The organism is Pseudomonas sp. RIT357, from assembly GCF_000632245.1.
Lineage (GTDB): Bacteria > Pseudomonadota > Gammaproteobacteria > Pseudomonadales > Pseudomonadaceae > Aquipseudomonas > Aquipseudomonas sivasensis.
Genome location: NZ_JFYX01000001.1, coordinates 18236 through 40505, shown reverse-complemented (window position 1 = coordinate 40505; position 22270 = coordinate 18236). Strand labels below are relative to the sequence as shown.

Here is a 22270-nt window from a genome sequence, read left to right as displayed (position 1 = left end):
GAAGCTTAGAGACAAGCGGTCAACTGCCAGGCCCATGACCTGGCAGTGCACGCCTATCGCTGCCTTACTGCGATTTGCGAACCCGCAGATACCACTCGGAGAGCAGTCGTACCTGTTTGTCGGTGTAGCCACGCTCGACCATTCGTGTGACGAAGTCGTTGTGTTTTTGCTGGTCCTCCTTGCTGGCCTTGGCATTGAAGCTGATGACCGGTAGCAGATCCTCGGTGTTGGAGAACATTTTCTTCTCGATGACCACCCGCAGCTTCTCGTAGCTGAGCCAGGTAGGGTTCTTGCCGTTGTTGTTGGCGCGGGCACGCAGTACGAAGTTGACGATCTCGTTGCGGAAATCCTTCGGATTGCTGATGCCAGCGGGTTTCTCGATCTTTTCCAATTCCTCGTTGAGGGCTACGCGGTTGAGGATCTCGCCGGTTTCCGGGTCGCGGTATTCCTGGTCCTGGATCCAGAAGTCCGCATACAGCACATAGCGGTCGAAAATGTTCTGGCCGTACTCGCTGTAGGACTCCAGGTACGCGGTCTGGATTTCCTTGCCAATAAACTCGATGTAGCGCGGCGCGAGGTACTCCTTGAGGAAGCGCAGGTAGCGTTCACGGGTTTCCGCCTGGAACTGTTCCTGTTCGATCTGCTGCTCCAGCACATAGAGCAGGTGCACCGGGTTGGCGGCGATCTCGTGCGGGTCGAAGTTGAAGACTTTGGACAGGATCTTGAACGCAAAGCGCGTCGATAGGCCGTTCATGCCTTCATCCACGCCTGCCGTGTCGCGGTATTCCTGGATTGACTTGGCTTTAGGATCGGTGTCCTTGAGGTTTTCACCGTCGTACACGCGCATCTTCGAGTAGATGTTCGAGTTCTCTGGCTCCTTGAGGCGCGACAGCACGGTGAACTGGGCGAGCATCTTCAGGGTGTCGGGTGCGCAATGGGCCTTCGCCAGGGAGCTGTTGAACAGTAGCTTGTCGTAGATCTTGATCTCATCGCTGACTCGCAGGCAATAAGGCACCTTGACGATGTAGATCCGGTCGATGAAGGCTTCGTTGTTCTTGTTGTTACGGAAGGTGTGCCATTCCGATTCGTTGGAGTGGGCCAGCAGGATCCCGGTGAACGGAATCGCGCCCAAGCCTTCGGTGCTGTTGTAGTTACCTTCCTGGGTCGCGGTAAGCAGTGGGTGCAGCACCTTGATCGGTGCTTTGAACATTTCCACGAATTCCATCAGGCCTTGGTTGGCCCGGCACAGTGCGCCCGAGTAGCTGTAGGCGTCGGCGTCGTTTTGCGGGAATTCTTCGAGTTTGCGGATATCGACCTTGCCCACCAGCGCCGAAATATCCTGGTTGTTCTCATCGCCCGGCTCGGTCTTGGCAACGCCGATCTGGTTGAGGATCGAGGGGTAGAGTTTCACCACGCGGAACTGGCTGATGTCACCGCCAAACTCGGCCAGGCGCTTGGTGGCCCAGGGCGACATGATGGTGTTGAGGTAGCGGCGTGGGATGCCGAAGTCTTCTTCGAGGATCGCGCCATCTTCCGTGGCGTTGAACAGGCCCAGTGGCGACTCGAAGACCGGCGAGCCCTTGATCGCGTAGAAGGGCACTTTCTCGATCAGCTGTTTGAGCTTTTCGGCCAGGGACGATTTACCGCCGCCGACAGGGCCGAGCAGGTAGAGGATCTGTTTCTTCTCTTCCAGGCCTTGGGCGGCATGGCGGAAGTAGGAGACGATCTGATCAATGCATTCTTCCATTCCGTGGAAGTCTTCAAAGGCCGGGTAGCGGCGGATCACCTTGTTGGAGAATATTCGCGACAGGCGCGAATTATTGGCGGTTTCCACCAGCTCCGGCTCACCAATTGCCAATAGCAGGCGCTCGGCGGCAGATGCGTAGGTGCTGCGGTCCTGCTTGCACAGCTCAAGATACTCTTGCAGCGTGAGTTCTTCCTGCTGTGTGGACGCGAAGCGTTGTTGGAAGTGGCTAAAGATACTCATGACGTCGTCACCTCGCTCGATACGTGGAGCCGACGCCGGATCTATCAGTCGATGCTGGCAGTCATTGACGATCGCCAATGGCCGTTTTCCCCCCAGAACACCCTAAACGCTACCGATGACCCGCACGCCGGTGTACCGGCTCTCCCCTGATTCGGATGGCCTGCGCTTAAGGATAGTTCGGAATCTGGGAGGTCAAGGCGTGATACGCAATTAGTTTGCCTGCGCCGTTCGTCAGAAACGGCGCGAGCCCAAGCGTCACGCGGGGTAGCGGGGTTTGAAAATATTTATTGCGAATCGCCCGAAGAAATTTCTGCAGGATAGGTCGTACGCCACAGCTCAAAACCACCGTCCAGGCTGTAGACGTCGGAGAAGCCTTGGCTGATCAGGTAGGCGGCGGCGCTTTGGCTGGAGTTGCCGTGGTAGCAGGCCACGATCAGTGGCGCGTCGAGGTCGGCGGCGCGGATGAAGTCGGCGATGTTAACGTTATCCAGATGCTGGGCGCCGGTGATATGGGCTGCCGAGTAAGTAGGCTGGTCGCGGATATCAACCACCACCGCGCCTTGCTCGCGCAGGGCTTGGGCTTGTTCGGGAGGGATACGTTTGAATTCGCTCATGGCGGGCTCCTTGTCTTGGCGGCGCTTAGCGTCTAGCGCTTGGCGGCAGCCGGCAGTGTAATGGGAAGGGGAGATTCACACTGGCAGCTGTGGCGCTCGCCAGTGTCGATGTTCATCAGGGTCATGGCGCCGCCCCACACGCAACCGGTGTCGAGGGCGAATACGCCGGGTTCGTTGCAATTGCCTTCCAGGGCGGCCCAGTGGCCGAAGATGATCTTCGTATCACGGGTCTTGCGTTCCTTATGGGCAAACCACGGCTTGTAGCCGGGCAGGGCGGTGTCGGCACCTTCTTTGCTCTTGAGGTCCAGCTTGCCCTCGGCGGTACAGAAGCGCATGCGCGTGAAGTAGTTGGTGATCACCCGCAGGCGGGCGACGCCCGTCAGGTCGTTATCCCACTTCACCGGTTCGTTGCCGTACATGCCGTCCAGGTAGGTGGTGTACAGGCTGTCATCGGCCAAGGCACTTTCGACTTCGGCTGCGCACTTAAGGGCTTTCTTCAGCGTCCATTGCGGCGGGATACCCGCATGCACGAGGGCCATGTTGCGGCCTTCGTCGTAATGCACGATCTTTTGCCGGCGCAGCCAATCGAGCAACTCGGCTCGGTCGGGCGCTTCGAGAATTTCCCGCAGGGTGTCGCCCTTTTTCAGGCGCTCGATATTATTGCCGGCCGCCAACAGGTGCAGGTCATGGTTGCCCAGCACGCACACCAGGGAATCACGCAGGCTATATAAGTAGCGCAGGGTTTCCAGGGACTCAGGGCCGCGATTGACCAGATCACCGACTAACCAAAGCCGATCATTGGCCGGGTCGAAGGCCACGCGCTCAAGCAGGCACTTGAGCGGCTCCAGGCAGCCTTGCAGGTCGCCGACTGCGTAGGTCGCCATCAGTGCAGGGCTCCCGGTACGGCAAGGCGAAATGGCTTGATGATGGCGTCGAACAGTTGGCCATCGGTGGCTTTCATCTGATACGAGCCTTGCATGGTGCCGACCTTGGAGGTCATCACCGTGCCGCTGCTGTAGGTGTGGCTGGCGCCAATGTCGATCAGCGGTTGCTGGCCAACCACGCCTGCGCCGCGCACTTCTTCCACTTGGCCGTCACCGTCGGTGATTACCCAATGGCGTGATAGCAACTTGGCCGGCACCTGCCCGTTGTTCTTCACCGTGATGGTGTAGGCAAAGGCAAAGCGGTTCTGTTCAGGTTGCGATTGGTCCGCCAGGAAGCGGGTCACGACGCTGACGTCGATCTGGTAGCGAGGATCGGACATGCAAGAGGCCTTAAAAGCAAAAGCGGAGGACAGCAGATGCGGATCAGTCTAGGCCAAGAGGTGGGCACTAGGCCAGACATGTGTCTGGCCATGGCTGGGTGCTTCAGTCGACTGCTGGAGCAGGCTGGATGGCAAGCTGGTCTGCCAGGCGCACGAACGCGGCCAGGTCCAGTTGCTCGGGACGCAGGCTACCGTCGACGCCAGCGGCTTCAATTTCAGCTTGGCTCAATAGGGTCTTGAGCGTGTTGCGAAGGGTCTTGCGGCGTTGGTTGAACGCTTCGCGCACGACACGTTCCAGCAACTTGTGGTCCTTGGCCGGGTGGGGCAGAACAGCATGCGGTACCAGGCGAACAATGGCCGAGTCGACCTTTGGCGGCGGGTTGAATGCACCCGGACCCACGTTGAACAGGTGTTCAACGCGGCAGTGGTACTGAACCATGATCGACAGACGGCCCCAATCACCACCACCTGGGCCTGCGGCCAGGCGTTCCACCACTTCTTTCTGCAGCATGAAGTGCATGTCGCGGATGATCCCGGCGTTGTTCAGCAGGTGGAAAATCAGCGGTGTGGAGATGTTGTACGGCAGGTTACCGACCACGCGCAGGCTGTTAGGCGCGGCGTTGAGGGAGTTGAAGTCGAACTTCAGTGCATCGCCCTGGTGCAGATTGAAGTTGGATTTTCCGGCGAACTGCTGGTTGAGGATAGGGATCAGATCCTTGTCCAGTTCAACCACGTCCAGCTGGCCACCGCTGGCCAGCAGGCCTTGGGTCAATGCGCCCTGGCCTGGGCCGATTTCCAGCAGGCGGTCTTCGGGCTTGGCATGGATGGAGCGCAGGATGCGGTCGATCACGCCAGCGTCGTGCAGGAAGTTTTGCCCGAAGCGCTTGCGCGCCCGGTGTTGGTAATGCTCAGTCATATACGGGTCTCGGCCATCTGATAGGCGGTTTCCAGGGCCACGTGCAGGCTGCCGGTATCGATCTTGCCGCTGCCCGCCAAGTCCAGGGCAGTGCCATGGTCGACGGAGGTGCGGATGATCGGCAGGCCCAGTGTCACGTTGACGGCGGCGCCGAAGCCTTTGTATTTCAGCACCGGCAGCCCCTGGTCATGGTACATCGCCAACACTGCGTCGCAGTGCTCCAGATATTTGGGGGTAAACAGAGTGTCCGCTGGCAGTGGGCCACGCAGGTCCATGCCTTCTTGGCGCAGACGCTCCAGGGTTGGTTCGATGATGTCGATTTCTTCATGGCCCAAGTGCCCGCCTTCACCTGCATGGGGGTTGAGCCCACAGACCAGGATACGCGGTTGAGCGATGCCGAATTTTTGCTGCAGGTCGGCGTGCAGGATGCGCGTGACGCGCTCCACGCGTTCGGCGGTGATGGCGTCTGCGACGTCACGCAGCGGCAGGTGCGTAGTCACCAGGGCGACACGCAGGCCGCGTGTGGCCAACATCATCACGACTTGTTCAGTGTGTGTCAGTTCGGCGAGGAATTCGGTGTGGCCGGAAAAGGCGATGCCGGATTCGTTGATCACGCCCTTGTGGACCGGTGCGGTGATCATGCCGGCGAAGTCACCGTCGATGCAGCCTTGCCCCGCACGAGTCAGGGTTTCGAGCACAAAAGCCGCATTGCCCTTGTCCAGTTGCCCTGCAACCACCTTGGCCTGCAGTGGGGTGTCCCACACATAGAGGCTGCCCGCGGGCGCCGGCAGGTCAGGCCAGTTGCCCGGCGCCACGTCCAGCAGGTTGATAGCCACACTCAGTTGCGCGGCCCGCTCAAGGAGCAGGTCGCGGCTGGTAATGGCAATCAGGGGGTATGGTTGAGGCTGCGAGGCGAGCAGCAGGCAAAGGTCTGGACCAATGCCGGCCGGCTCGCCGGGTGTTACCGCGAAACGCTGGGGTTTCACTGTGCTGCCTGGTCGGTGCCTGTTTGCTCGGCGCCTGGCAGCTTGTTTTCCACGTAGGCTTCGTCACGGATCTGACGCAGCCAGGTTTGCAGCTCTTCGTCGTACTTGCGGTTACGCAGTACGTTCAGCGCTTGTTGCTCGCGGGCCTGGCTGGTGTTGTCAGTGGCGCGGCGGCCAAGGACTTCCAGTACATGCCAGCCATATTGGGTCTTGAACGGCTTGGACAGTACGCCTTGCGGAGTATCGGCCATTACCTGTTGGAACTCGGGCACCAGCGCTTTCGGGTCGATCCAATTCAGGTCGCCGCCGTTGAGGGCTGAACCTGGGTCTTCCGAGAAGCTCTTGGCCAAGGTGGCGAAGTCTTCACCGCTTTCGATGCGGTCATAGATCTTCTGGGCCAGCTCCTTGGTTTGCGCCTCGGTACGGATTTCGCTTGGTTTGACCAGGATATGACGAACATGAACTTCGTCTTTCAGCGAGGTCTCGCCACCGCGACGTTCCAGCAACTTCAGGATAATGAAGCCACCTGGGGTGCGGGCTGGCTGGGTGATACCGCCCACTTCCATGGCACTCAGTTCACGGTCGAACGGAGGTGGCAGTTGAGCGGCTTTACGCCAGCCCATATCGCCGCCTTCAAGGGCGTTGTCGCTGCCGGACTGGGCAATGGCCATCTGAGCAAAGTCAGCACCGCCTTTCAGGCGATCATAGATAGCTTGGGTTTTCGCCGCCGCCGCATTCAGTTGCTCGGAGTTGGCACTGTCCGGGGTCGGGATCAGGATATTGGCCAGGTGCAGTTCTTCGGAAAGCTGCATCTTGCCCAAGTCGGAGGCCAGGAAGTTCTTCACTTCCTGCTCGGACACCTGCACTCGCTCGGCAACGCGACGCTGACGCACACGGCTGATGATCATCTCGCGGCGGATCTGGTCGCGGGCGTCTTCGTACGAAAGACCGTCGCGGGCCAGGGCTGAGCGGAACTGGTCGATGCTCATGTTATTGCGTTGAGCGATGGTGCCGACGGCCTGGTTCAGCTCTTCGTCCGAAATACGAATACCGGAACGATCACCGATCTGCAGTTGCAGGTTTTCGACGATCAAGCGTTCAAGTACCTGTTGGTCCAGGACGCTGGTAGGCGGTACACCACCGCCACGCTTGGCGATGGTTTGCTGAACTTCCTTGACCCGTTGGTCCAGTTGGCTCTGCATGATCACGTCGTTATCGACGATGGCCACTACCTTATCCAGCTGTTGAACCGCAGCGTGTGCCGATGCGGTCCCCAGGAACAGTGCGCCCAGCACTAGCGGGCGCAGACAATCAGAAAGCTTGGTCTTCACGTTCACGATAACCTTCAATGCCTTTGTCGAGGAAGCTCTCTACCTTGGCGCCGGTCAGGCCGCCGAGTCCTTTGAGGACGATCTGCAGGAAGAGCCCGTGGTCACCCTTTTCGTTCAGCGGGGCGATCTGGCTGTATTCGTCGTTGGAAACCCAGTAACGGTTGATGACGCGCAGTTTCCAGCAGCAGTTGTCGTACTCGAAACCACCAAAGGCTTCCAGTGTACGGTTGCGTGCGTAGTCATACTGCCAGCGGGTGATCAGATTCCACTGAGGAATGATCGGCCACATCATCGAGAAGTCGTGTTGTTGGATTTTGTAGTAATCCTTCACGTAGTTCGGGTCGCCTGGCTGACCGTAGTCGCCACCGAACTGCCACTTACCGGTCAATTGGTTGTAGACAACCTGGTCGTTACGATAGCGGTAACCAACGTTGATGATCTTGTTCGGGTTGTCTTCCGGCTGGTAGTGAAGCATCGCGCTGCCGGAGCGAGGGCTGTGCTCCTCGGTGTCCCAGTTGTAGTTGGCCGTGGCGCGCCAGTCGCGGTTGAAGCGGAACTCGTAGTCCAGGGCAACCGGAGAGACGTCGGACTGTGCATCGGCACGGTCTGCGGCGAGGATGCCTGGCAGTTGAACTTCACGATCCTTGAAGTACACCGCCTGGCCCACGGCTACACGTTGACGTTCGAAGCCGTTTTCTTCGATCCAGCGGCTGGTCAAGCCAAGGGACAGCTTGTTTTCGTCGCCGATACGGTCGGCCCCGCTGAAGCGGTTGTCGCGGAACAGCGAAGAGTAGCTGAACGACGATTCGCTGGTGTCAAACACCGGAATATCGCTTTGGTCCTTGTTCGGCACGTACAGGTAGAACGCGCGCGGTTCAAGGGTCTGGCGATAGTCTTTGCCGAACCAGTTGGTATTGCGATCGAAGTACAGGCCGCTGTCGACGCTGGCTACAGGAATTGCACGGTCCTGGGAGCTTTTGAACGTGCCGCCAGCGTATCGGGTGCCGTTATTCGCTGCCAATGTTTGTGCAGCGATGATGTCGTTCTTGCCTTTGTTGTCTAGGTCAAGATCGTACTTGGTGTAGACGTACTTGAGCTTCGGCGTCACAAAGCCGTAGGTCCAGTTCATCGGGTATGAAACGGCTGGCGCTACGTTCAGGCGAGTACCGTTTGCACGGGTCAGGCCGTTGACGTAAGTGTCCAGGCGACGCTCGGAATCACCGTTTTCATTGATAAAGTTGCCGCTTTCCAGGCTGCGTTCAAACCGAACTGCTTCGGTTTCGTAGCTGAAGTTCAAACCACCTGGGTGGTATGGCAGCTGACCATTGAAGGTGATCTGTGGCAGTCGGTCATACGGTGTGATCTGGGAGATCGTGGCCAGCTGGTAAGCCTGGACATTCAAGCGCGCCTGGTAGGAGTCGCCGCGATAACTCACGGAGCCCTGCTGGTTGACGTAGTCCCGGCTCTCGACACCTTCCTGATAGGACTTGAGGTCCTGGAAGTAATAAGGGTCGCTGATTTTTGTGTAGTCGACCTGGGTCAGTACACGCGAATCCAACCCGCCTTTATGCTGCCAATTGAGCATGTAGCGGGTTTTTTCGTAATCGGTCTGCAGTTTGCGTTCGTCGTTGTCGTCGTTGAGGTACGCGCCGCCGAACTGGCCTTCGCTGGACTTGGTGAGGTAGCGGAATTCGCCTTCCATCATCATGCCGCGCTTGGTCATGTATTGCGGGTACAACGTGGCGTCGTAGTTCGGCGCCAGGTTGAAGTAGTACGGCGTAACCAGGGTGAAGCCGGTTTCGCTGCCGGTGCTGAAGCTCGGCGGCAGGAAGCCGGACTGACGACGGTCGTCGATCGGGAAATAGATGTAAGGGGTGTACAGGATCGGGATGTTCTTGATCCGCAACGTCGCGTTGGTGGCCGTACCGAAACCGGTGGCTGGGTTCAACGTGATGTTGTTGCCTCGAAGCTGCCAGGCGTTGCTGTCCGGCTCGCAGGTGGTGTACGTACCGTCCTTGAGACGGATGATCGCGTTTTCGGCGCGCTTGGCGTACAGCGCGTTACCGCGGATACGCGACTTGTGCAGCACGTATTCGGCGTTGTCGATCTGGGCCGCGCCGGTGTCCAACTGAACCTGGGCGTGGTCGCCGACGATCAGTGCACCGTTGTCACGCAGTCGTACGTTGCCGTTCAGCTCGCCGCGGCTTTCGGCCTGGTACAAGCTGGCTTCTTCGGCTTCAAGCTGCATGCTGCCCTGACGCATGACGACGTCACCTGCCAGGGTCGCGACTTGTTGTTCCTGCTCGTAACGAGAGGCCTTGGCACCGATGAAGGTGGGCGCATCGCTCTTGTTCGTCTTGTCGTTCATGCCAGGACGAGTCGGCTCGATGTACGCACCGCCGCAATAAGGACCGGTTTCGGCCAACTGGGCTGCGGTCAACTTTTCGCGAGGTACCCAGTCCAAGTGGCTGTAGTCGGCGCTGCGTGAGCGCAGGCCACGGCCCTTGGATTCTGTGACCAGTGCGGTCTTGGGTTCGGCCGCGGCAGTGCCATCAGCTTCGGCCTGCGCCGTGCTGTTGGCCGAGCTGACGGCGGCTCCGTCATGCACCGGGCGCGGTGGCAATGGGGCTGCGGCGGTTTTCGGCGCGCAATCCCAGGCACCCGAAGCAGAGACTGAGCAGTCATACTGTTCCGCGGCGACCACGAATGAGGTGGCGAAGGGTTGCATGGCCAGCAGACTGCCGGTTACCAGCAACGGAAATTTTCTACGAAACGCGGGGGATTTCAATGCCATCTTATTAGTCCGGGCTTCCTGCGTGCCATCTGCCCGCGGTTTGGGCCGCACGCCTCTCGATGGTCTGAAAAAGATGCGTGATAATAAAGCATGACCCGCTTGACGGCTAGCGCCGTCGGAGACCCTTGTAATGCCTGAGCAAGATCTACGTTTACAACAGCTGGAAGTCTGGCTGGATGAGCAGTTGCCGATCCTTTTCAACGCTCAAGACTGGGGCTCCGTACCCCCGGCCACACTGACTGCGGCCAGCAGCGACGCGAGTTTCAGGCGTTACTTCCGTTGGGAGGGTGGCGGCCGGACTTTCGTGGTGATGGACGCTCCGCCCCCCCAGGAAAACTGCAAACCCTTCGTCGATATCGCCCATTTACTGGCGAAGTCGGGCATAAATGTTCCAAAAATTTATGCAGAAGATCTGTCGCGCGGCTTTCTTTTGCTCAATGACCTGGGCAGAAAAACCTACCTGGACGTGATTGACGAACAAAACGCCGATCAGCTGTTTGCCGACGCCATCGACGCCTTGCTGGCATTCCAGCAGTTGCCGATGGACGCACCACTGCCCAGTTATGACGTTGCCTTGTTGCGCCGCGAGCTGGAACTCTTTCCCGAGTGGTACGTACGGCGCCATTTGGGTGTCGAGTTGGATGCAGAACAACAAGCCCTCTGGCAGCGCGTCAGCGACCGGCTGATCGACAGCGCCTTGGCGCAGCCGAAAGTGCTGGTGCATCGCGACTATATGCCGCGCAACTTGATGATCAGCGAGCCGAACCCCGGCGTGCTGGATTTCCAGGACGCGGTCTACGGCCCGGTCACTTATGACATTACCTGCCTGTTCAAGGACGCTTTCCTCAGTTGGCCCCAGGCGCGCGTACGCGATTGGCAGCGCGGTTATTGGGAGCGTGCGGGCCAAGCGGGCATCCCGGTGCAACCGGATTTTGATGACTTCCTGCGTGCCAGCGACCTGATGGGGGTGCAGCGCCACCTCAAGGTCATTGGCATCTTCGCGCGTATTTGCCATCGCGACGGCAAGCCACGCTACTTGGCCGACGTGCCGCGCTTCTTTGCTTATATAGAAGCAGTGCTCGCCGATCGCCCGGAGTTGAGCGAATTGGCTGAGCTGCTGACCAGTCTGCGCCAACCCGCTGAGGCCAGCGTATGAAGGCCATGATCCTGGCCGCCGGCAAAGGTGAGCGGATGCGTCCGCTTACCTTGCACACGCCCAAGCCGCTGGTGCAGGCCGGCGGCAAGCGTCTGATCGAATACCACCTGGAGGCGCTGGCCAAGGCCGGCTTCACCGATATCGTGATCAACCACGCCTGGCTCGGCCAGCAGATCGAGAGCTATTTGGGCGATGGTGCGCAGTTTGGCGTACGCATCCGCTACTCCCCGGAGGGCGAACCGCTGGAAACCGGCGGTGGGATTTTCCAGGCGTTGCCGTTGCTGGGGGACGAGCCTTTTCTGGTGGTCAATGGCGATATCTGGACTGACTACGACTTTACCCAACTCAAGCAACCGCTCAGCGGCCTGGCTCACCTAGTGATGGTCGACAACCCAGCGCATCATCCCTCGGGCGGTGATTTCTTCCTTGATGAGGGTCTGCTTCATGATGCGACGCCCGGTGCCGATAACCTGACCTTCAGTGGCATTTCAGTGCTCGACCCCCAGTTGTTCGCGGGTTGCAGTGCCGGTGCCTTCAAGCTGGCGCCGCTGCTGCGTGCGGCGATGGCCAAGGGTCAGGTAACGGGGGAACACATGGCGGGACGCTGGATTGATGTCGGCACGCTGGAGCGCTTGGCGCAAGTCGAAACCCTGCTGACAGCGGGGCAGTAGCATGTTGTGGCCAGGGACGCTGATCGGCGCCGGGGCTGGCTTTGCCATTGCCAGTATTCCGGGGGCCTTGTTGGGTGCATTGTTGGGGCAGGCGTTGGACCGCCGAATGCAATTGCGCAGTTGGGCTCAGTTGCGCGAGCGCATGGGCGGCCGCCCGGTGCTGCGCAATGATGAGTTGTTGTTTGTATTGCTCGGGCGCCTGGCCAAAAGCAACGGGCGCGTGGTGGACGGGCATATCCAGCAGGCGCGTCAGGAGATGCGCTCGCTGGACATGACCGAGTCCGCCCAGCGCCGCGCGATTGCGGCGTTCAATCGCGGTAAGTCGGGCTCCGATCGTATGCGCAGTTATCTGCGCGTGCTCAAGGCTCAGCCCCATGCGGCGGAAGGTGTGTTGCGCGCCTGTTGGCGGATGGTGTGGGCGGACGGTAAGGCGGATGATGCCGAGCGCGACTTGATCAACCTGTGGGGCAAGTGGTTGGGCTGGACGCCGCAGCAGCTTCAGGCCTTGGCGGCGGACTACACGCCTGAGCGCAAGCCGCTGGTCAATCGAGGCACGACCTATCAGGAAGCGTTGCGACTGCTCGGCGTCACCGCTACCACCGAGCCGTCGGTCATCAAACGTGCCTATCGCCGCCTGCTGAGCCGTCACCATCCGGACAAGGTGGCCGGTAGTGGCGCCAGTCTCGCGCAAGTGCGTGAGGCGACCGAGCGAACCCGTGAATTGCACAATGCTTACTCGTTGATTCGCGAGCGCCGTGATTTTCGCTAGATGCCGCTCTTTCACGGATAACCACATTCCAATGTGGGAGAGGGGCAAGCCCCTCCCACATTGTTTTTGTGCTGTTCTTCAGTCGGCGCTGGCCTGCGGGCTCAACCACCCGCGAATCCTGCGATACAACTGCTCCTGCTCGGCTGCGCTATTGCCGGGCACGGTTTTCAATGACACCTGCTTATAGCCATCATTCTTCAATCGCTTGGCAGCCTGGGCACGGGCCTGAGCGTTTTTGCGTGCCAGCGCGTTGTCTTGATAGAAGACATCGGCAGTCGGCAGTTTCAGGCCGGGCGCCAGTTGCTGCACGTCCGGATGGCGTCCGTTAGGCGTCTGCGCCGCGACCATCACAAATTTCTGCACCTGGGACGGTTGTTTCTCGGTGAGATAACGCGCGGCCCACCAGGCGCCTGTGCCATGGCCCAGCAGCACCACACTGCGTGCGTTCTGGGTCTGGGCGAAGGCCACGGCAGCGTCGATGCGGTCGAAGATGCGCGAGGCGTCGGTCTTGTCCTGCTCGTCGGCGCCCGGCACCACTGACGGATCGGTGCCCTCGGCTTCGGCGCTGGCGGCTTGTTCGATCGGTTTGTCGGCGGTGCTCGCTTCTTTGCTGCTGGTGTCGACAGTGGCTTTGGGTGCTTCCATAACGCGCGGCGGCAGGGTATCTACGCTCACATCCGGCAATGACAGGCTGAGGCTGCCCCAATTGGCGTCGGGAAATTTGCGCCGCAACGGGCCGATTGCTTGCGGCCAGTCAGCACTTTCACCGCTGCCCGGTACGATAATCACCACACCTTCGGGTTCGGCGCTGTTGGCCGGTTTCCACAGGGCGAGGAATGAGTCGCTGCCAGCCTGCAATTGTTGCTGTTCCTGCTGAGGGATGGTGCGCTCCAGCGCGGTGGCGTCTTCCTGGCTGCGCTCAAGCAGAGGCTGGCGCTCGACGGGTTTTTCGTCGGCCGGCGCGGGGGCGTCGGCGGCCTGTACAGAAAAGGCACTGGTAAACAGCAGCGACAGGCACAATGCTGGCAGTGCCGAACGGTTTCGATAGGGCATCGTAGATTTCCGGCCAGAAGAGATTCCAGCAGCCTAATGGGTTGGTCAGTTTTTGTCAGTGATGTGAGACGTGGATCATGGGTTTTCGCTGTCTGCTGGTTATCGGCTGTTTGTGCGTCGCCTTGATGGCGAACGCCTCACCTACGCCTGCAGCCCCGCAGGCGCAGCTCAATGCGCAGCAGCGCGAATGGCTGGCCCAGCACCCGGAATTGCGGGTGGGCGTAGTGCTGCAGTTGCCTTACGCGCAATACGACCGTCGCTTGCAGCGCTTGTCCGGGGCCAATGTGGAGTTGATGCAGTGGCTGGCCAAGGCGCTGAATATCGAGCTGACCTGGCGCAATTTCCCCAACCAGGAGCAACTGGAAGCCGCCGTCCGCGACGACGAAGTGGACATTGCCCCCGGCCTGCAACAAACCCCAGCCGGTTTGCGCCTGTGGCTATTCAGCGACCCATATATGCGTGTGCCCCAGCATATCGTCGGCATCCGCGAGGGCGGCGGCGCGGTTGAGCTGGAAAAACTGGACGATCAATCCCGCGTCGCCGTGCGCATGCCCAGCGCCGTGGCCGATTACTTGCGCAGCACTTATCCCAACCTCAACCTGCAAGGTGTGCCCATCGAGCGCCAGGCCTTGCAGTTATTGGTCAGCCAGCAAGCGCGTTATGCCGTGGTAGATGAAGCGCAATTAAGCCGATTATCCGGCGAGGCCGAGTTCGCCGGTTTGGCGGTGGTGGGGGACATCGGTCTGCCGCAATTGTTGCGGGTGGCCACACGGCGCGATTGGCCCGAACTGGCGGGCATCATGGAAAGTGCCTTGGGCGCTATCCCCGCCCGCGACCTTGACCAACTGCACAGCCGCTGGCTGCAACCCAAATACCCACGGTTATCGGAGTCGCCTGGGTTGTGGCAGAACCTCAGCCTGTTACTGAGCCTGCTGCTGCTCGCCAGTTTGGCGACCGTGTTCTGGCAGCGCCGCCAGCAACGTGTGTTGGAGCATGGCCTGCTGGCCGCCCGTGAAGAAAGCGCCGCCCGCGCTGCCGGTGCCGAAGCGCTGCGGTTGACACAGTTTTCCATCGACCAAAGCACCGTTGGCATCCTGTGGGTCAACTGGGACAGCCATGTGCGCTACGCCAACCACGCCGCCGAAAGCATGCTCGGTTATGCTCCTGGCGCACTGATCGAGCGGCCGCTGGTTGACCTCGACCCGACCCTGGACATGGACCGCTGGCTCAATTTGTGGAAGCGCGCACGGGCCAGCGAAGAGGGACCACAGAACTTCGCCACCGATTGTTTGCGCGCCGACGGCAGCATCCTGCCGGCCAACGTGTCGTTGAGCTTTTTGCGGTTTGCCGAGGCTGAGTACTTGGTGGTTTACCTGAACGACGTCACCGAGTTGCGCCGCACGCTGGCCGCGTTGATGCAAAGTGAAGCGCAACTACGCGAACTGTCGGCCCACCTGGAAACCGTGCGCGAGGAAGAAAAAGCCCGCATCGCCCGTGAAGTGCATGACGAACTCGGTCAGATGCTCACTGTGCTCAAGTTGGAAACGTCCATGTGCGAGCTGGCTTATGCGCAACTGGACCCTGGCCTGCACGAGCGCTTGAACAGCATGAAGCGCCTGATTGCTCAACTGTTCCAACTGGTGCGGGACGTCGCGACGGCGCTGCGCCCACCGATTCTCGATGCTGGCATTGCCTCCGCAGTTGAATGGCAAGCCCGTCGTTTTGAAGCGCGCACGCAGATTCCCTGTCTGGTTCAGGTGCCGGATAACCTGCCGACCCTGAGCGACGCCAAGGCCATCGGCCTGTTTCGTATCCTGCAGGAGGCGCTGACCAACGTGATGCGCCATGCCCAGGCGCATACTGTGGAGCTGACGCTGGCCATAGAAGGCTCGGATTTGCGGTTGACCATCAGCGACGACGGCGTGGGTTTCGTCCAGCCTGAAGGGCGTGCGGTATCGTTTGGCCTGGTCGGTATGCGCGAGCGGGTGCTGATCATGGGCGGGCAATTGAGCCTGCACAGCGAGTTGGGGGAGGGCACCACCCTGAGTGTGACGGTGCCGCTGGATGCATAACGCCAAGAGGAAGTCCCTGTGATCCGTGTACTGGTAGCCGAAGACCACACCATCGTTCGTGAAGGCATAAAACAACTGATCGGCCTGGCCAAAGACCTGCTGGTGGTGGGGGAGGCTAGCAATGGCGAGCAGTTGCTGGAGACGTTGCGCCACGTGCCGTGCGAGGTGGTGTTGCTGGACATCTCGATGCCCGGCGTCAACGGCCTGGAAGCGATTGCGCGCATCCGTGCGTTGAGCAACCCGCCGGCGATCCTGGTGCTGTCGATGCACGACGAAGCGCAAATGGCAGCCCGTGCCCTGAAAGTCGGTGCCGCCGGTTACGCCACCAAGGACAGCGACCCGGCGCTGTTGCTGACGGCGATCCGCAAAGTCGCGGCCGGCGGGCGTTATATAGACCCGGACCTGGCCGACCGTATGGTGTTTGAAGTCGGTCTGACCGACGCCCGGCCATTGCATTCGTTGCTGTCGGAACGGGAGTTCTCGGTGTTCGAACGCTTGGCGCAGGGCGCCAACGTCAATGACATTGCCCAGCAACTGGCGCTGAGCAGCAAGACCATCAGCACTCACAAGGCGCGATTGATGCAAAAGCTCAATATCACCTCCCTGGCTGAGCTGGTGAAGTACGCCATGGAACACAAGCTGTTGTGATGACATGCCTGTTTGCGACCTGCTTCAAACCCCGCTGACGCCATTCCCGGCGCTTCGCACTGCAGCACTGTTCCATCCCCGCCATGCGTGTAGGGCAATCCCTACCCCCAAGCTTCCATCCTGCTGATGCAATTCTCTCCTGGCCCCCGATTTCCGGGGTCTCGCGCCTGGACTACGCTTGTGCCACAGCAGTCCAAAACACAAAGGTGCGGGTATGAGCGAGGTGGATTCAAATGATGTGCTGGTCAGCTTTCGTGGCGTGCAGAAGAGCTACGACGGCGAGAACCTGATCGTCAAAGACCTCAACCTGGAAATTCGCAAGGGCGAGTTCCTCACCTTGCTCGGGCCTTCCGGTTCGGGCAAGACCACCAGCCTGATGATGCTCGCCGGGTTTGAGACGCCGACTGCCGGTGAAATCCAGCTGGCCGGGCGCTCCATCAACAACGTGCCGCCGCACAAGCGCGACATTGGCATGGTGTTCCAGAACTACGCGCTGTTCCCGCACATGACCGTGGCCGAGAACCTGGCGTTTCCCTTGTCCGTGCGTGGTTTGAGCAAGACCGATGTCAGTGAGCGGGTCAAGCGCGTGCTGAGCATGGTCCAGCTCGACGCGTTCGCCCAGCGCTACCCGGCGCAACTGTCCGGAGGCCAGCAACAGCGTGTGGCCCTGGCCCGCGCGTTGGTGTTCGAACCGCAACTGGTACTGATGGACGAACCGCTCGGCGCTCTCGACAAGCAATTGCGCGAACACATGCAGATGGAGATCAAGCACCTGCACCAACGTCTCGGCGTGACAGTGGTGTACGTGACCCATGACCAGGGTGAAGCCCTGACCATGTCCGACCGCGTGGCGGTGTTCCATCAGGGCGAGATCCAGCAGATCGCCCCGCCGCGCACGCTGTACGAAGAACCGAAGAACACCTTCGTCGCTAACTTTATTGGCGAGAACAACCGCCTCAACGGCCGCTTGCACAGCCACACCGGAGACCGCTGCGTGGTCGAGCTGGCGCGGGGCGAGAAGGTTGAAGCACTGGCGATCAATGTCGGCCAGATCGGTGGCCCTGTAACGCTATCGGTGCGTCCGGAACGGGTCAGCCTCAATGGCTCCAGCGAAAGCTGCATCAACCGCTTCTCCGGGCGGGTGGCCGAATTTATCTACCTGGGCGACCACGTGCGTGTGCGCCTGGAAGTCTGCGGCAAGACCGATTTTTTTGTGAAACAACCGATTGCCGAGCTGGACCCAGCACTGGCGGTCGGCGACGTGGTACCGATTGGCTGGCAAGTCGAGCACGTTCGCGCACTCGACCCACTTCTAGAGGCGAATTGATCGCCCCATGGCTTCACCAACCCTGCACGTGGAGAGAACAACAATGTTGAGATCCCTGAAGTATTCCGTCCTGGCCTTGAGCTTGATGGGCGCGACACAGGCCATGGCCGGCCCGGACCTGACCGTCGTGTCCTTTGGTGGCGCGAACAAGGCTGCACAGGTCAAGGCCTTCTATGCACCGTGGGAAAGCGCGGGCAACGGCAAGATCGTCGCCGGTGAGTACAACGGTGAGATGGCCAAGGTCAAAGCCATGGTCGACACCAAAAGCGTGTCCTGGGACCTGGTAGAAGTGGAATCGCCGGAACTGTCCCGCGGTTGTGACGAAGACATGTTCGAACCGCTGGACCCGAAACTGTTCGGCGACAGCGCCAACTACGTGAAGGGTGCGATCCAGCCATGCGGCGTGGGTTTCTTCGTATGGTCGACTGTGTTGGCGTACAACGCCGACAAACTGGCTTCCGCGCCAACCAGTTGGGCGGATTTCTGGGACACCAAGAAATTCCCGGGCAAGCGCGGCCTGCGCAAAGGTGCCAAGTACACCCTGGAATTCGCCTTGATGGCCGACGGCGTAGCGCCGAAGGACGTGTACAAAGTGCTGGCCGGCAAAGATGGCCAAGACCGAGCGTTCAAGAAACTCGATGAACTCAAGCCGTCGATCCAATGGTGGGAAGCTGGCGCACAACCGCCGCAGTACCTCGCATCGGGTGACGTGGTGATGAGCTCGGCTTACAACGGCCGAATCGCTGCCGTGCAGAAAGAAAGCAACCTGAAAGTGGTGTGGAACGGCGGCATCTACGACTTCGATGCATGGGCGATTCCAAAAGGCCTGGCCAAGGATCGCGCAGAAGCAGCGAAGAAATTCATCGCCTTCTCGGTCGCACCGCAGCAGCAGAAGACCTACTCGGAAAACATCGCCTACGGCCCGGCCAACACCCAAGCCGTACCGTTGCTGGCCAAGGACATCCTCAAGGACATGCCGACTACGCCAGAGAACATCGCCAACCAGGTGCAGATCGACGTGAGCTTCTGGGCGGACAACGGCGAGCAGCTTGAGCAGCGCTTCAATTCTTGGGCTGCCAAGTAACCCGCCTGCTGTGTTCAAGGGGCTTTTGTGGTGAGCGGGCTTGCCCCGCGCTGGGCTGCGAAGCAGTCCCAAACCAGGCGCCGTGTTCTGTCTGAAAGAACGCGGTGACTGTCAGAGGGGCCGCTTCGCCGCCCAGCGCGGGGCATGCCCGCTCACCACAGCGTCTGAGCCCAGGCACAGGTTTGTCGTCACTTTCAGATTTTCGGAGTTAGCCATGGCCATCGCCGTTCCCTCGAACGAGGTCAACAGCCCCACCCTCAAGCAGCGCCTGGCGCGTGCCGAGCGGGTCAATCGCTGGAAGGCCCAGGCCTTGATTGCACCGCTGGTGCTGTTTTTGCTGCTGGTGTTTCTGGTGCCGATCGTCGCGCTTTTGTTCAAGAGCGTCGGTAATCCGGAAGTGGTGGGCGGCCTGCCGCGTACCGTGGTGGCGGTGACTGCCTGGGACGGCCGTGGTCTGCCGGGTGAACCGGTGTATCAGGCTCTCAGTGAAGACCTGGGTGAGGCGCGCAAAAACCAGACCCTGGGCGATCTGTCCAAACGCTTAAACATGGAGCTGGCCGGCTATCGCAGCCTGCTGACAAAAACCGCGCGGGCGCTGCCGTTCACCGAAGCGCCTGCCTCCTATAAAGAAGCGCTGGAAACCCTCGACGAACGCTGGGGCGACCCGGCGTACTGGCAAGCGATCCGGCGTAATACCAGCAGCCTGACACCGTTCTACCTGCTGGCGGCCGTCGATCACCGCATCGACGACCTCGGCGAAGTGGCCCCGGCCACCCCGGATCAGGCGATCTATCTGGATATCTTTGCCCGTACCTTCTGGATGGGCCTGGTGATCACCGTGATCTGCCTGTTGTTGGCCTATCCCCTGGCGTATCTGCTGGCCAACCTGCCGGCGCGTAAAAGCAACCTGCTGATGATTCTCGTGCTGCTGCCGTTCTGGACCTCGATCCTGGTGCGAGTGGCAGCGTGGATCGTGCTGTTGCAATCCGGCGGTCTGATCAACAGTGCGCTGATGGGCATGGGCCTGATCGATAAGCCCCTGGAGTTGGTGTTCAACCGCACCGGTGTCTACATCTCCATGGTGCACATCCTGCTGCCGTTCATGATTCTGCCGATCTACAGCGTGATGAAAGGCATCTCGCCGACCTACATGCGTGCGGCGATTTCCCTGGGCTGCCACCCGTTCGCCAGTTTTTGGCGCGTGTACTTCCCGCAGACCTACGCCGGCGTTGGCGCTGGTTGCCTGTTGGTGTTCATCCTGGCGATTGGTTACTACATCACCCCGGCACTGTTGGGCAGCCCGAACGACCAGATGGTCAGCTACTTCGTGGCCTTCTACACCAACACCAGCATCAACTGGGGCATGGCGACGGCGTTGGGCGGCTTACTGCTGCTGGCGACCGTGGTGCTGTACCTGATCTACAACCGTTTGGTCGGCGCCAGCCGCCTGCGCCTGAGCTGAGGAGACCTTGCGATGCTGAGCCCTTATATGTCGCCCGTTGAGCGGGTTTGGTTCTACAGCTTGCGGATCCTCTGCGGCTTGATTCTGCTGTTCCTGATCTTGCCCGTGCTGGTGATCATCCCGCTGTCGTTCAACAGCGGCAGTTTTCTGGTGTACCCGTTGCAGGGCTTCTCGCTGCACTGGTACCAGGACTTCTTCGCTTCGGCCGAATGGATGCGAGCGCTGAAGAACAGCATCATCGTCGCCCCGGCGGCCACCGTGCTGGCCATGGTGTTTGGTACGCTGGCGGCGATTGGCCTGACCCGTGGCAATTTCCCCGGCAAAGCACTGGTCATGGCGCTGGTGATTTCGCCGATGGTGGTACCGGTGGTGATCATCGGCGTGGCCAGCTACCTGTTTTTTGCGCCGCTGGGTTTGGGTAACAGCTTTTTCTCGCTGATCGTGGTGCACGCGGTGTTGGGTGTCCCTTTTGTGATCATCACGGTGTCGGCGACGTTGCAGGGTTTTAACCACAATCTGGTGCGTGCAGCGGCCAGCCTGGGGGCTTCGCCACTGACTGCGTTTCGTCGGGTGACCTTGCCGTTGATTGCGCCGGGGGTGATTTCCGGGGCGCTGTTTGCGTTCGCGACCTCGTTCGACGAGGTGGTGGTGACGCTGTTCCTCGCCGGCCCTGAACAAGCGACCCTGCCACGGCAGATGTTCAGCGGTATCCGCGAAAACCTCAGCCCCACTATTGCGGCGGCTGCGACGTTGCTGATTGCCTTCTCGGTGTTGCTGTTGCTGACCCTGGAATGGCTGCGCGGCCGTAGCGAGAAACTGCGTACTGCCCAAGTCTAAAGCCCAGCACAGAACCCATGTGGGAGGGGGCAAGCCTCCTCCCACATGGGTTCTGTGACCATTCAGCTGCTGAATGAAAGACAACCTGTTTCGGTCAGCTACTCTTGTGCCAGCCCATCGACTAATAAGAGGCCGCGCACATGAGTACTTCCTCATTCAAGATCGCCCACAAATTGCTGACCGGCGCTGGCGCCATCGAACAACTGGCCTTTGAACTCACGCGCCTGGATGTGGATAACCCGCTGATCGTGACCGACGCCGTGCTGGTCAAATCCGGCACCGTGGCGCTGGCGCTTGAACACCTGGGTGAACGCCCCTACGAAATTTTTGATCGCGTGCTGCCCGACCCGGAAATCGCCATCGTCGAAGACTGCATGCAGGCCTATCGCGACGGCGGGCACGACGGCCTGATTGGGCTGGGCGGCGGCAGTGCCATCGACATCGCTAAAAGTGTGGCCGCCTACGCCGGTTACCATGGCGCCCTGGCCGACTTGTTTGGTGTCGACCAGGTACCGCGCAAGGGCCCGCCGCTGATCGCCATCCCGACTACGGCCGGCACGGGCTCGGAGGTGACCAATGTGGCGATCCTCTCCGACAAGGCCGCACAGCTGAAAAAAGGCATCGTCAGCGACTACCTTTTGCCGGATGTGGCGCTGATCAGCCCGCAAATGACCCTGACCTGCCCACGCAGTGTCACCGCCGCCAGTGGTGTAGATGCACTGGTGCATGCCATTGAGTCCTACCTGTCGCTGAATGCCTCTCCGATCACGGACGCCTTGGCCATCGGCGCAATCAAGCTGATCGCCAAGGCGCTGCCCAAGGCCTACGCCAACCCCGCCAACCTCCAGGCCCGCGACGACATGGCTACCGCCAGCCTGATGGCCGGCATGGCGTTCGGGAATGCCGGGGTGGGTGCGGTGCACGCGTTGGCTTATCCACTGGGCGGGCGTTTCAATATCGCCCATGGCGTGAGTAACGCGCTGTTACTGCCCTATGTGATGCACTGGAACAAGCTGGCGTGTGTCGAGCGGATGCAGGACATTGCCCAGGCCATGGGCGTGAATATCACTGGGTTAAGTGCCAATGACGCGGCCGACCAGGCGGTCGAGGCGATGACGCGACTCTGCGCCGCAGTGGAGATCCCGGAAGGGCTTCACAGTTTCGGTATTCCCGAAGGCGCAATTCCCACCATGGCCGCCGAAGCGGCAGGTATCGAACGGTTGATGCGTAACAACCCGCGCAAGCTCAGCGTGGCGGATATTGAGAAAATCTACCGGGCCGCTTACTAGCCATTGAGCC

The 22270-nt window shown here is 60.3% G+C and carries 19 protein-coding genes; 10 read left to right on the top strand and 9 right to left on the bottom strand.

Going from position 1 to position 22270, the window contains the following annotated elements; all coding sequences use genetic code 11:
- Positions 1-64 precede the first annotated feature (64 nt).
- From BW43_RS26980 to BW43_RS27015, 8 genes are all read right to left on the bottom strand, one after another.
- A complete protein-coding gene (locus BW43_RS26980; protein WP_003194732.1) occupies positions 65-1987 on the bottom strand; it encodes a PrkA family serine protein kinase in 1923 nt (640 codons plus the stop codon).
- A gap of 284 nt (positions 1988-2271) precedes the next feature.
- On the bottom strand, positions 2272-2601 hold the full coding sequence (gene glpE, locus BW43_RS26985; RefSeq protein ID WP_032883859.1) for a thiosulfate sulfurtransferase GlpE: 330 nt from the start codon (positions 2599-2601) through the stop codon (positions 2272-2274).
- 32 nt (positions 2602-2633) lie between these two features.
- The gene (locus BW43_RS26990; RefSeq protein ID WP_032883858.1) at positions 2634-3485 is read right to left on the bottom strand and encodes a symmetrical bis(5'-nucleosyl)-tetraphosphatase; all 852 of its coding nucleotides are present in this window, start codon (positions 3483-3485) and stop codon (positions 2634-2636) included.
- Positions 3485-3865 (bottom strand): Co2+/Mg2+ efflux protein ApaG, encoded by a 381-nt coding sequence (gene apaG, locus BW43_RS26995; protein WP_032883857.1) that lies wholly within the window; start codon positions 3863-3865, stop codon positions 3485-3487. Before apaG ends, BW43_RS26990 begins: the two co-directional genes overlap by 1 nt.
- Before the next feature lie 103 nt (positions 3866-3968).
- Positions 3969-4781 (bottom strand): 16S rRNA (adenine(1518)-N(6)/adenine(1519)-N(6))-dimethyltransferase RsmA, encoded by an 813-nt coding sequence (gene rsmA, locus BW43_RS27000; RefSeq protein WP_032883856.1) that lies wholly within the window; start codon positions 4779-4781, stop codon positions 3969-3971.
- Positions 4778-5767: a 4-hydroxythreonine-4-phosphate dehydrogenase PdxA gene (pdxA, locus tag BW43_RS27005; RefSeq protein ID WP_032883855.1), complete on the bottom strand. Its 990-nt coding sequence runs from the start codon at positions 5765-5767 to the stop codon at positions 4778-4780. The genes rsmA and pdxA overlap by 4 nt, the downstream gene beginning before the upstream one ends.
- On the bottom strand, positions 5764-7104 hold the full coding sequence (locus BW43_RS27010) for a peptidylprolyl isomerase (RefSeq protein ID WP_032883854.1): 1341 nt from the start codon (positions 7102-7104) through the stop codon (positions 5764-5766). The genes pdxA and BW43_RS27010 overlap by 4 nt, the downstream gene beginning before the upstream one ends.
- Entirely contained in the window at positions 7079-9892 is a 2814-nt protein-coding gene (locus BW43_RS27015; RefSeq protein ID WP_032883853.1) for an LPS-assembly protein LptD, read from the bottom strand. Before BW43_RS27015 ends, BW43_RS27010 begins: the two co-directional genes overlap by 26 nt.
- Before the next feature lie 130 nt (positions 9893-10022).
- Between BW43_RS27015 and BW43_RS27020 the strand changes: the two genes are divergently transcribed.
- From BW43_RS27020 to BW43_RS27030, 3 genes are read left to right on the top strand one after another with little or no spacing between them, the layout of a single operon-like run.
- On the top strand, positions 10023-11048 hold the full coding sequence (locus BW43_RS27020) for an aminoglycoside phosphotransferase family protein (protein WP_032883852.1): 1026 nt from the start codon (positions 10023-10025) through the stop codon (positions 11046-11048).
- Entirely contained in the window at positions 11045-11719 is a 675-nt protein-coding gene (murU, locus tag BW43_RS27025) for an N-acetylmuramate alpha-1-phosphate uridylyltransferase MurU (RefSeq protein ID WP_032883851.1), read from the top strand. The genes BW43_RS27020 and murU overlap by 4 nt, the downstream gene beginning before the upstream one ends.
- Position 11720: 1 nt before the next feature.
- A complete protein-coding gene (locus tag BW43_RS27030) occupies positions 11721-12488 on the top strand; it encodes a TerB family tellurite resistance protein (protein ID WP_032883850.1) in 768 nt (255 codons plus the stop codon).
- Between the two features lie 78 nt (positions 12489-12566).
- On the opposite strand, the gene BW43_RS27035 is transcribed toward BW43_RS27030, so the two are convergent.
- Positions 12567-13541 carry an alpha/beta hydrolase family protein gene (locus BW43_RS27035; RefSeq protein ID WP_032883849.1) on the bottom strand — a complete coding sequence of 325 codons (975 nt, stop codon included), beginning with the start codon at positions 13539-13541 and terminating at the stop codon, positions 12567-12569.
- 77 nt (positions 13542-13618) lie between these two features.
- Between BW43_RS27035 and BW43_RS27040 the strand changes: the two genes are divergently transcribed.
- The 7 genes from BW43_RS27040 to BW43_RS27070 all read left to right on the top strand — a co-directional run bounded on the left by BW43_RS27040 (position 13619) and on the right by BW43_RS27070 (position 22260).
- Complete coding sequence (locus BW43_RS27040; protein ID WP_032883848.1) at positions 13619-15613, top strand: histidine kinase; 1995 nt, start codon at positions 13619-13621, stop codon at positions 15611-15613.
- Positions 15614-15631: 18 nt separating this feature from the next.
- On the top strand, positions 15632-16261 hold the full coding sequence (locus tag BW43_RS27045; protein ID WP_032883847.1) for a response regulator transcription factor: 630 nt from the start codon (positions 15632-15634) through the stop codon (positions 16259-16261).
- Positions 16262-16475: 214 nt separating this feature from the next.
- A complete protein-coding gene (locus BW43_RS27050) occupies positions 16476-17588 on the top strand; it encodes an ABC transporter ATP-binding protein (RefSeq protein WP_032883846.1) in 1113 nt (370 codons plus the stop codon).
- 43 nt (positions 17589-17631) lie between these two features.
- Positions 17632-18672: an ABC transporter substrate-binding protein gene (locus tag BW43_RS27055; protein WP_032883845.1), complete on the top strand. Its 1041-nt coding sequence runs from the start codon at positions 17632-17634 to the stop codon at positions 18670-18672.
- 214 nt (positions 18673-18886) lie between these two features.
- Positions 18887-20134 carry an ABC transporter permease gene (locus BW43_RS27060; RefSeq protein WP_032883844.1) on the top strand — a complete coding sequence of 416 codons (1248 nt, stop codon included), beginning with the start codon at positions 18887-18889 and terminating at the stop codon, positions 20132-20134.
- 12 nt (positions 20135-20146) lie between these two features.
- Entirely contained in the window at positions 20147-20971 is an 825-nt protein-coding gene (locus tag BW43_RS27065) for an ABC transporter permease (protein WP_017739612.1), read from the top strand.
- 140 nt (positions 20972-21111) lie between these two features.
- The gene (locus BW43_RS27070; protein ID WP_032883843.1) at positions 21112-22260 is read left to right on the top strand and encodes an iron-containing alcohol dehydrogenase; all 1149 of its coding nucleotides are present in this window, start codon (positions 21112-21114) and stop codon (positions 22258-22260) included.
- Positions 22261-22270 lie beyond the last annotated feature (10 nt).

What these genes read in the sequence shown, in the direction of transcription:
- BW43_RS26980 (WP_003194732.1), bottom strand. Translation starts at nt 1,987, where the DNA reads ATGAGTATCTTTAGCCACTTCCAACAACGCTTCGCGTCCACACAGCAG.
- glpE (WP_032883859.1), bottom strand. Translation starts at nt 2,601, where the DNA reads ATGAGCGAATTCAAACGTATCCCTCCCGAACAAGCCCAAGCCCTGCGC.
- BW43_RS26990 (WP_032883858.1), bottom strand. Translation starts at nt 3,485, where the DNA reads ATGGCGACCTACGCAGTCGGCGACCTGCAAGGCTGCCTGGAGCCGCTC.
- apaG (WP_032883857.1), bottom strand. Translation starts at nt 3,865, where the DNA reads ATGTCCGATCCTCGCTACCAGATCGACGTCAGCGTCGTGACCCGCTTC.
- rsmA (WP_032883856.1), bottom strand. Translation starts at nt 4,781, where the DNA reads ATGACTGAGCATTACCAACACCGGGCGCGCAAGCGCTTCGGGCAAAAC.
- BW43_RS27015 (WP_032883853.1), bottom strand. Translation starts at nt 9,892, where the DNA reads ATGGCATTGAAATCCCCCGCGTTTCGTAGAAAATTTCCGTTGCTGGTA.
- BW43_RS27020 (WP_032883852.1), top strand. Translation starts at nt 10,023, where the DNA reads ATGCCTGAGCAAGATCTACGTTTACAACAGCTGGAAGTCTGGCTGGAT.
- murU (WP_032883851.1), top strand. Translation starts at nt 11,045, where the DNA reads ATGAAGGCCATGATCCTGGCCGCCGGCAAAGGTGAGCGGATGCGTCCG.
- BW43_RS27030 (WP_032883850.1), top strand. Translation starts at nt 11,721, where the DNA reads ATGTTGTGGCCAGGGACGCTGATCGGCGCCGGGGCTGGCTTTGCCATT.
- BW43_RS27035 (WP_032883849.1), bottom strand. Translation starts at nt 13,541, where the DNA reads ATGCCCTATCGAAACCGTTCGGCACTGCCAGCATTGTGCCTGTCGCTG.
- BW43_RS27040 (WP_032883848.1), top strand. Translation starts at nt 13,619, where the DNA reads ATGGGTTTTCGCTGTCTGCTGGTTATCGGCTGTTTGTGCGTCGCCTTG.
- BW43_RS27050 (WP_032883846.1), top strand. Translation starts at nt 16,476, where the DNA reads ATGAGCGAGGTGGATTCAAATGATGTGCTGGTCAGCTTTCGTGGCGTG.
- BW43_RS27055 (WP_032883845.1), top strand. Translation starts at nt 17,632, where the DNA reads ATGTTGAGATCCCTGAAGTATTCCGTCCTGGCCTTGAGCTTGATGGGC.
- BW43_RS27060 (WP_032883844.1), top strand. Translation starts at nt 18,887, where the DNA reads ATGGCCATCGCCGTTCCCTCGAACGAGGTCAACAGCCCCACCCTCAAG.
- BW43_RS27065 (WP_017739612.1), top strand. Translation starts at nt 20,147, where the DNA reads ATGCTGAGCCCTTATATGTCGCCCGTTGAGCGGGTTTGGTTCTACAGC.
- BW43_RS27070 (WP_032883843.1), top strand. Translation starts at nt 21,112, where the DNA reads ATGAGTACTTCCTCATTCAAGATCGCCCACAAATTGCTGACCGGCGCT.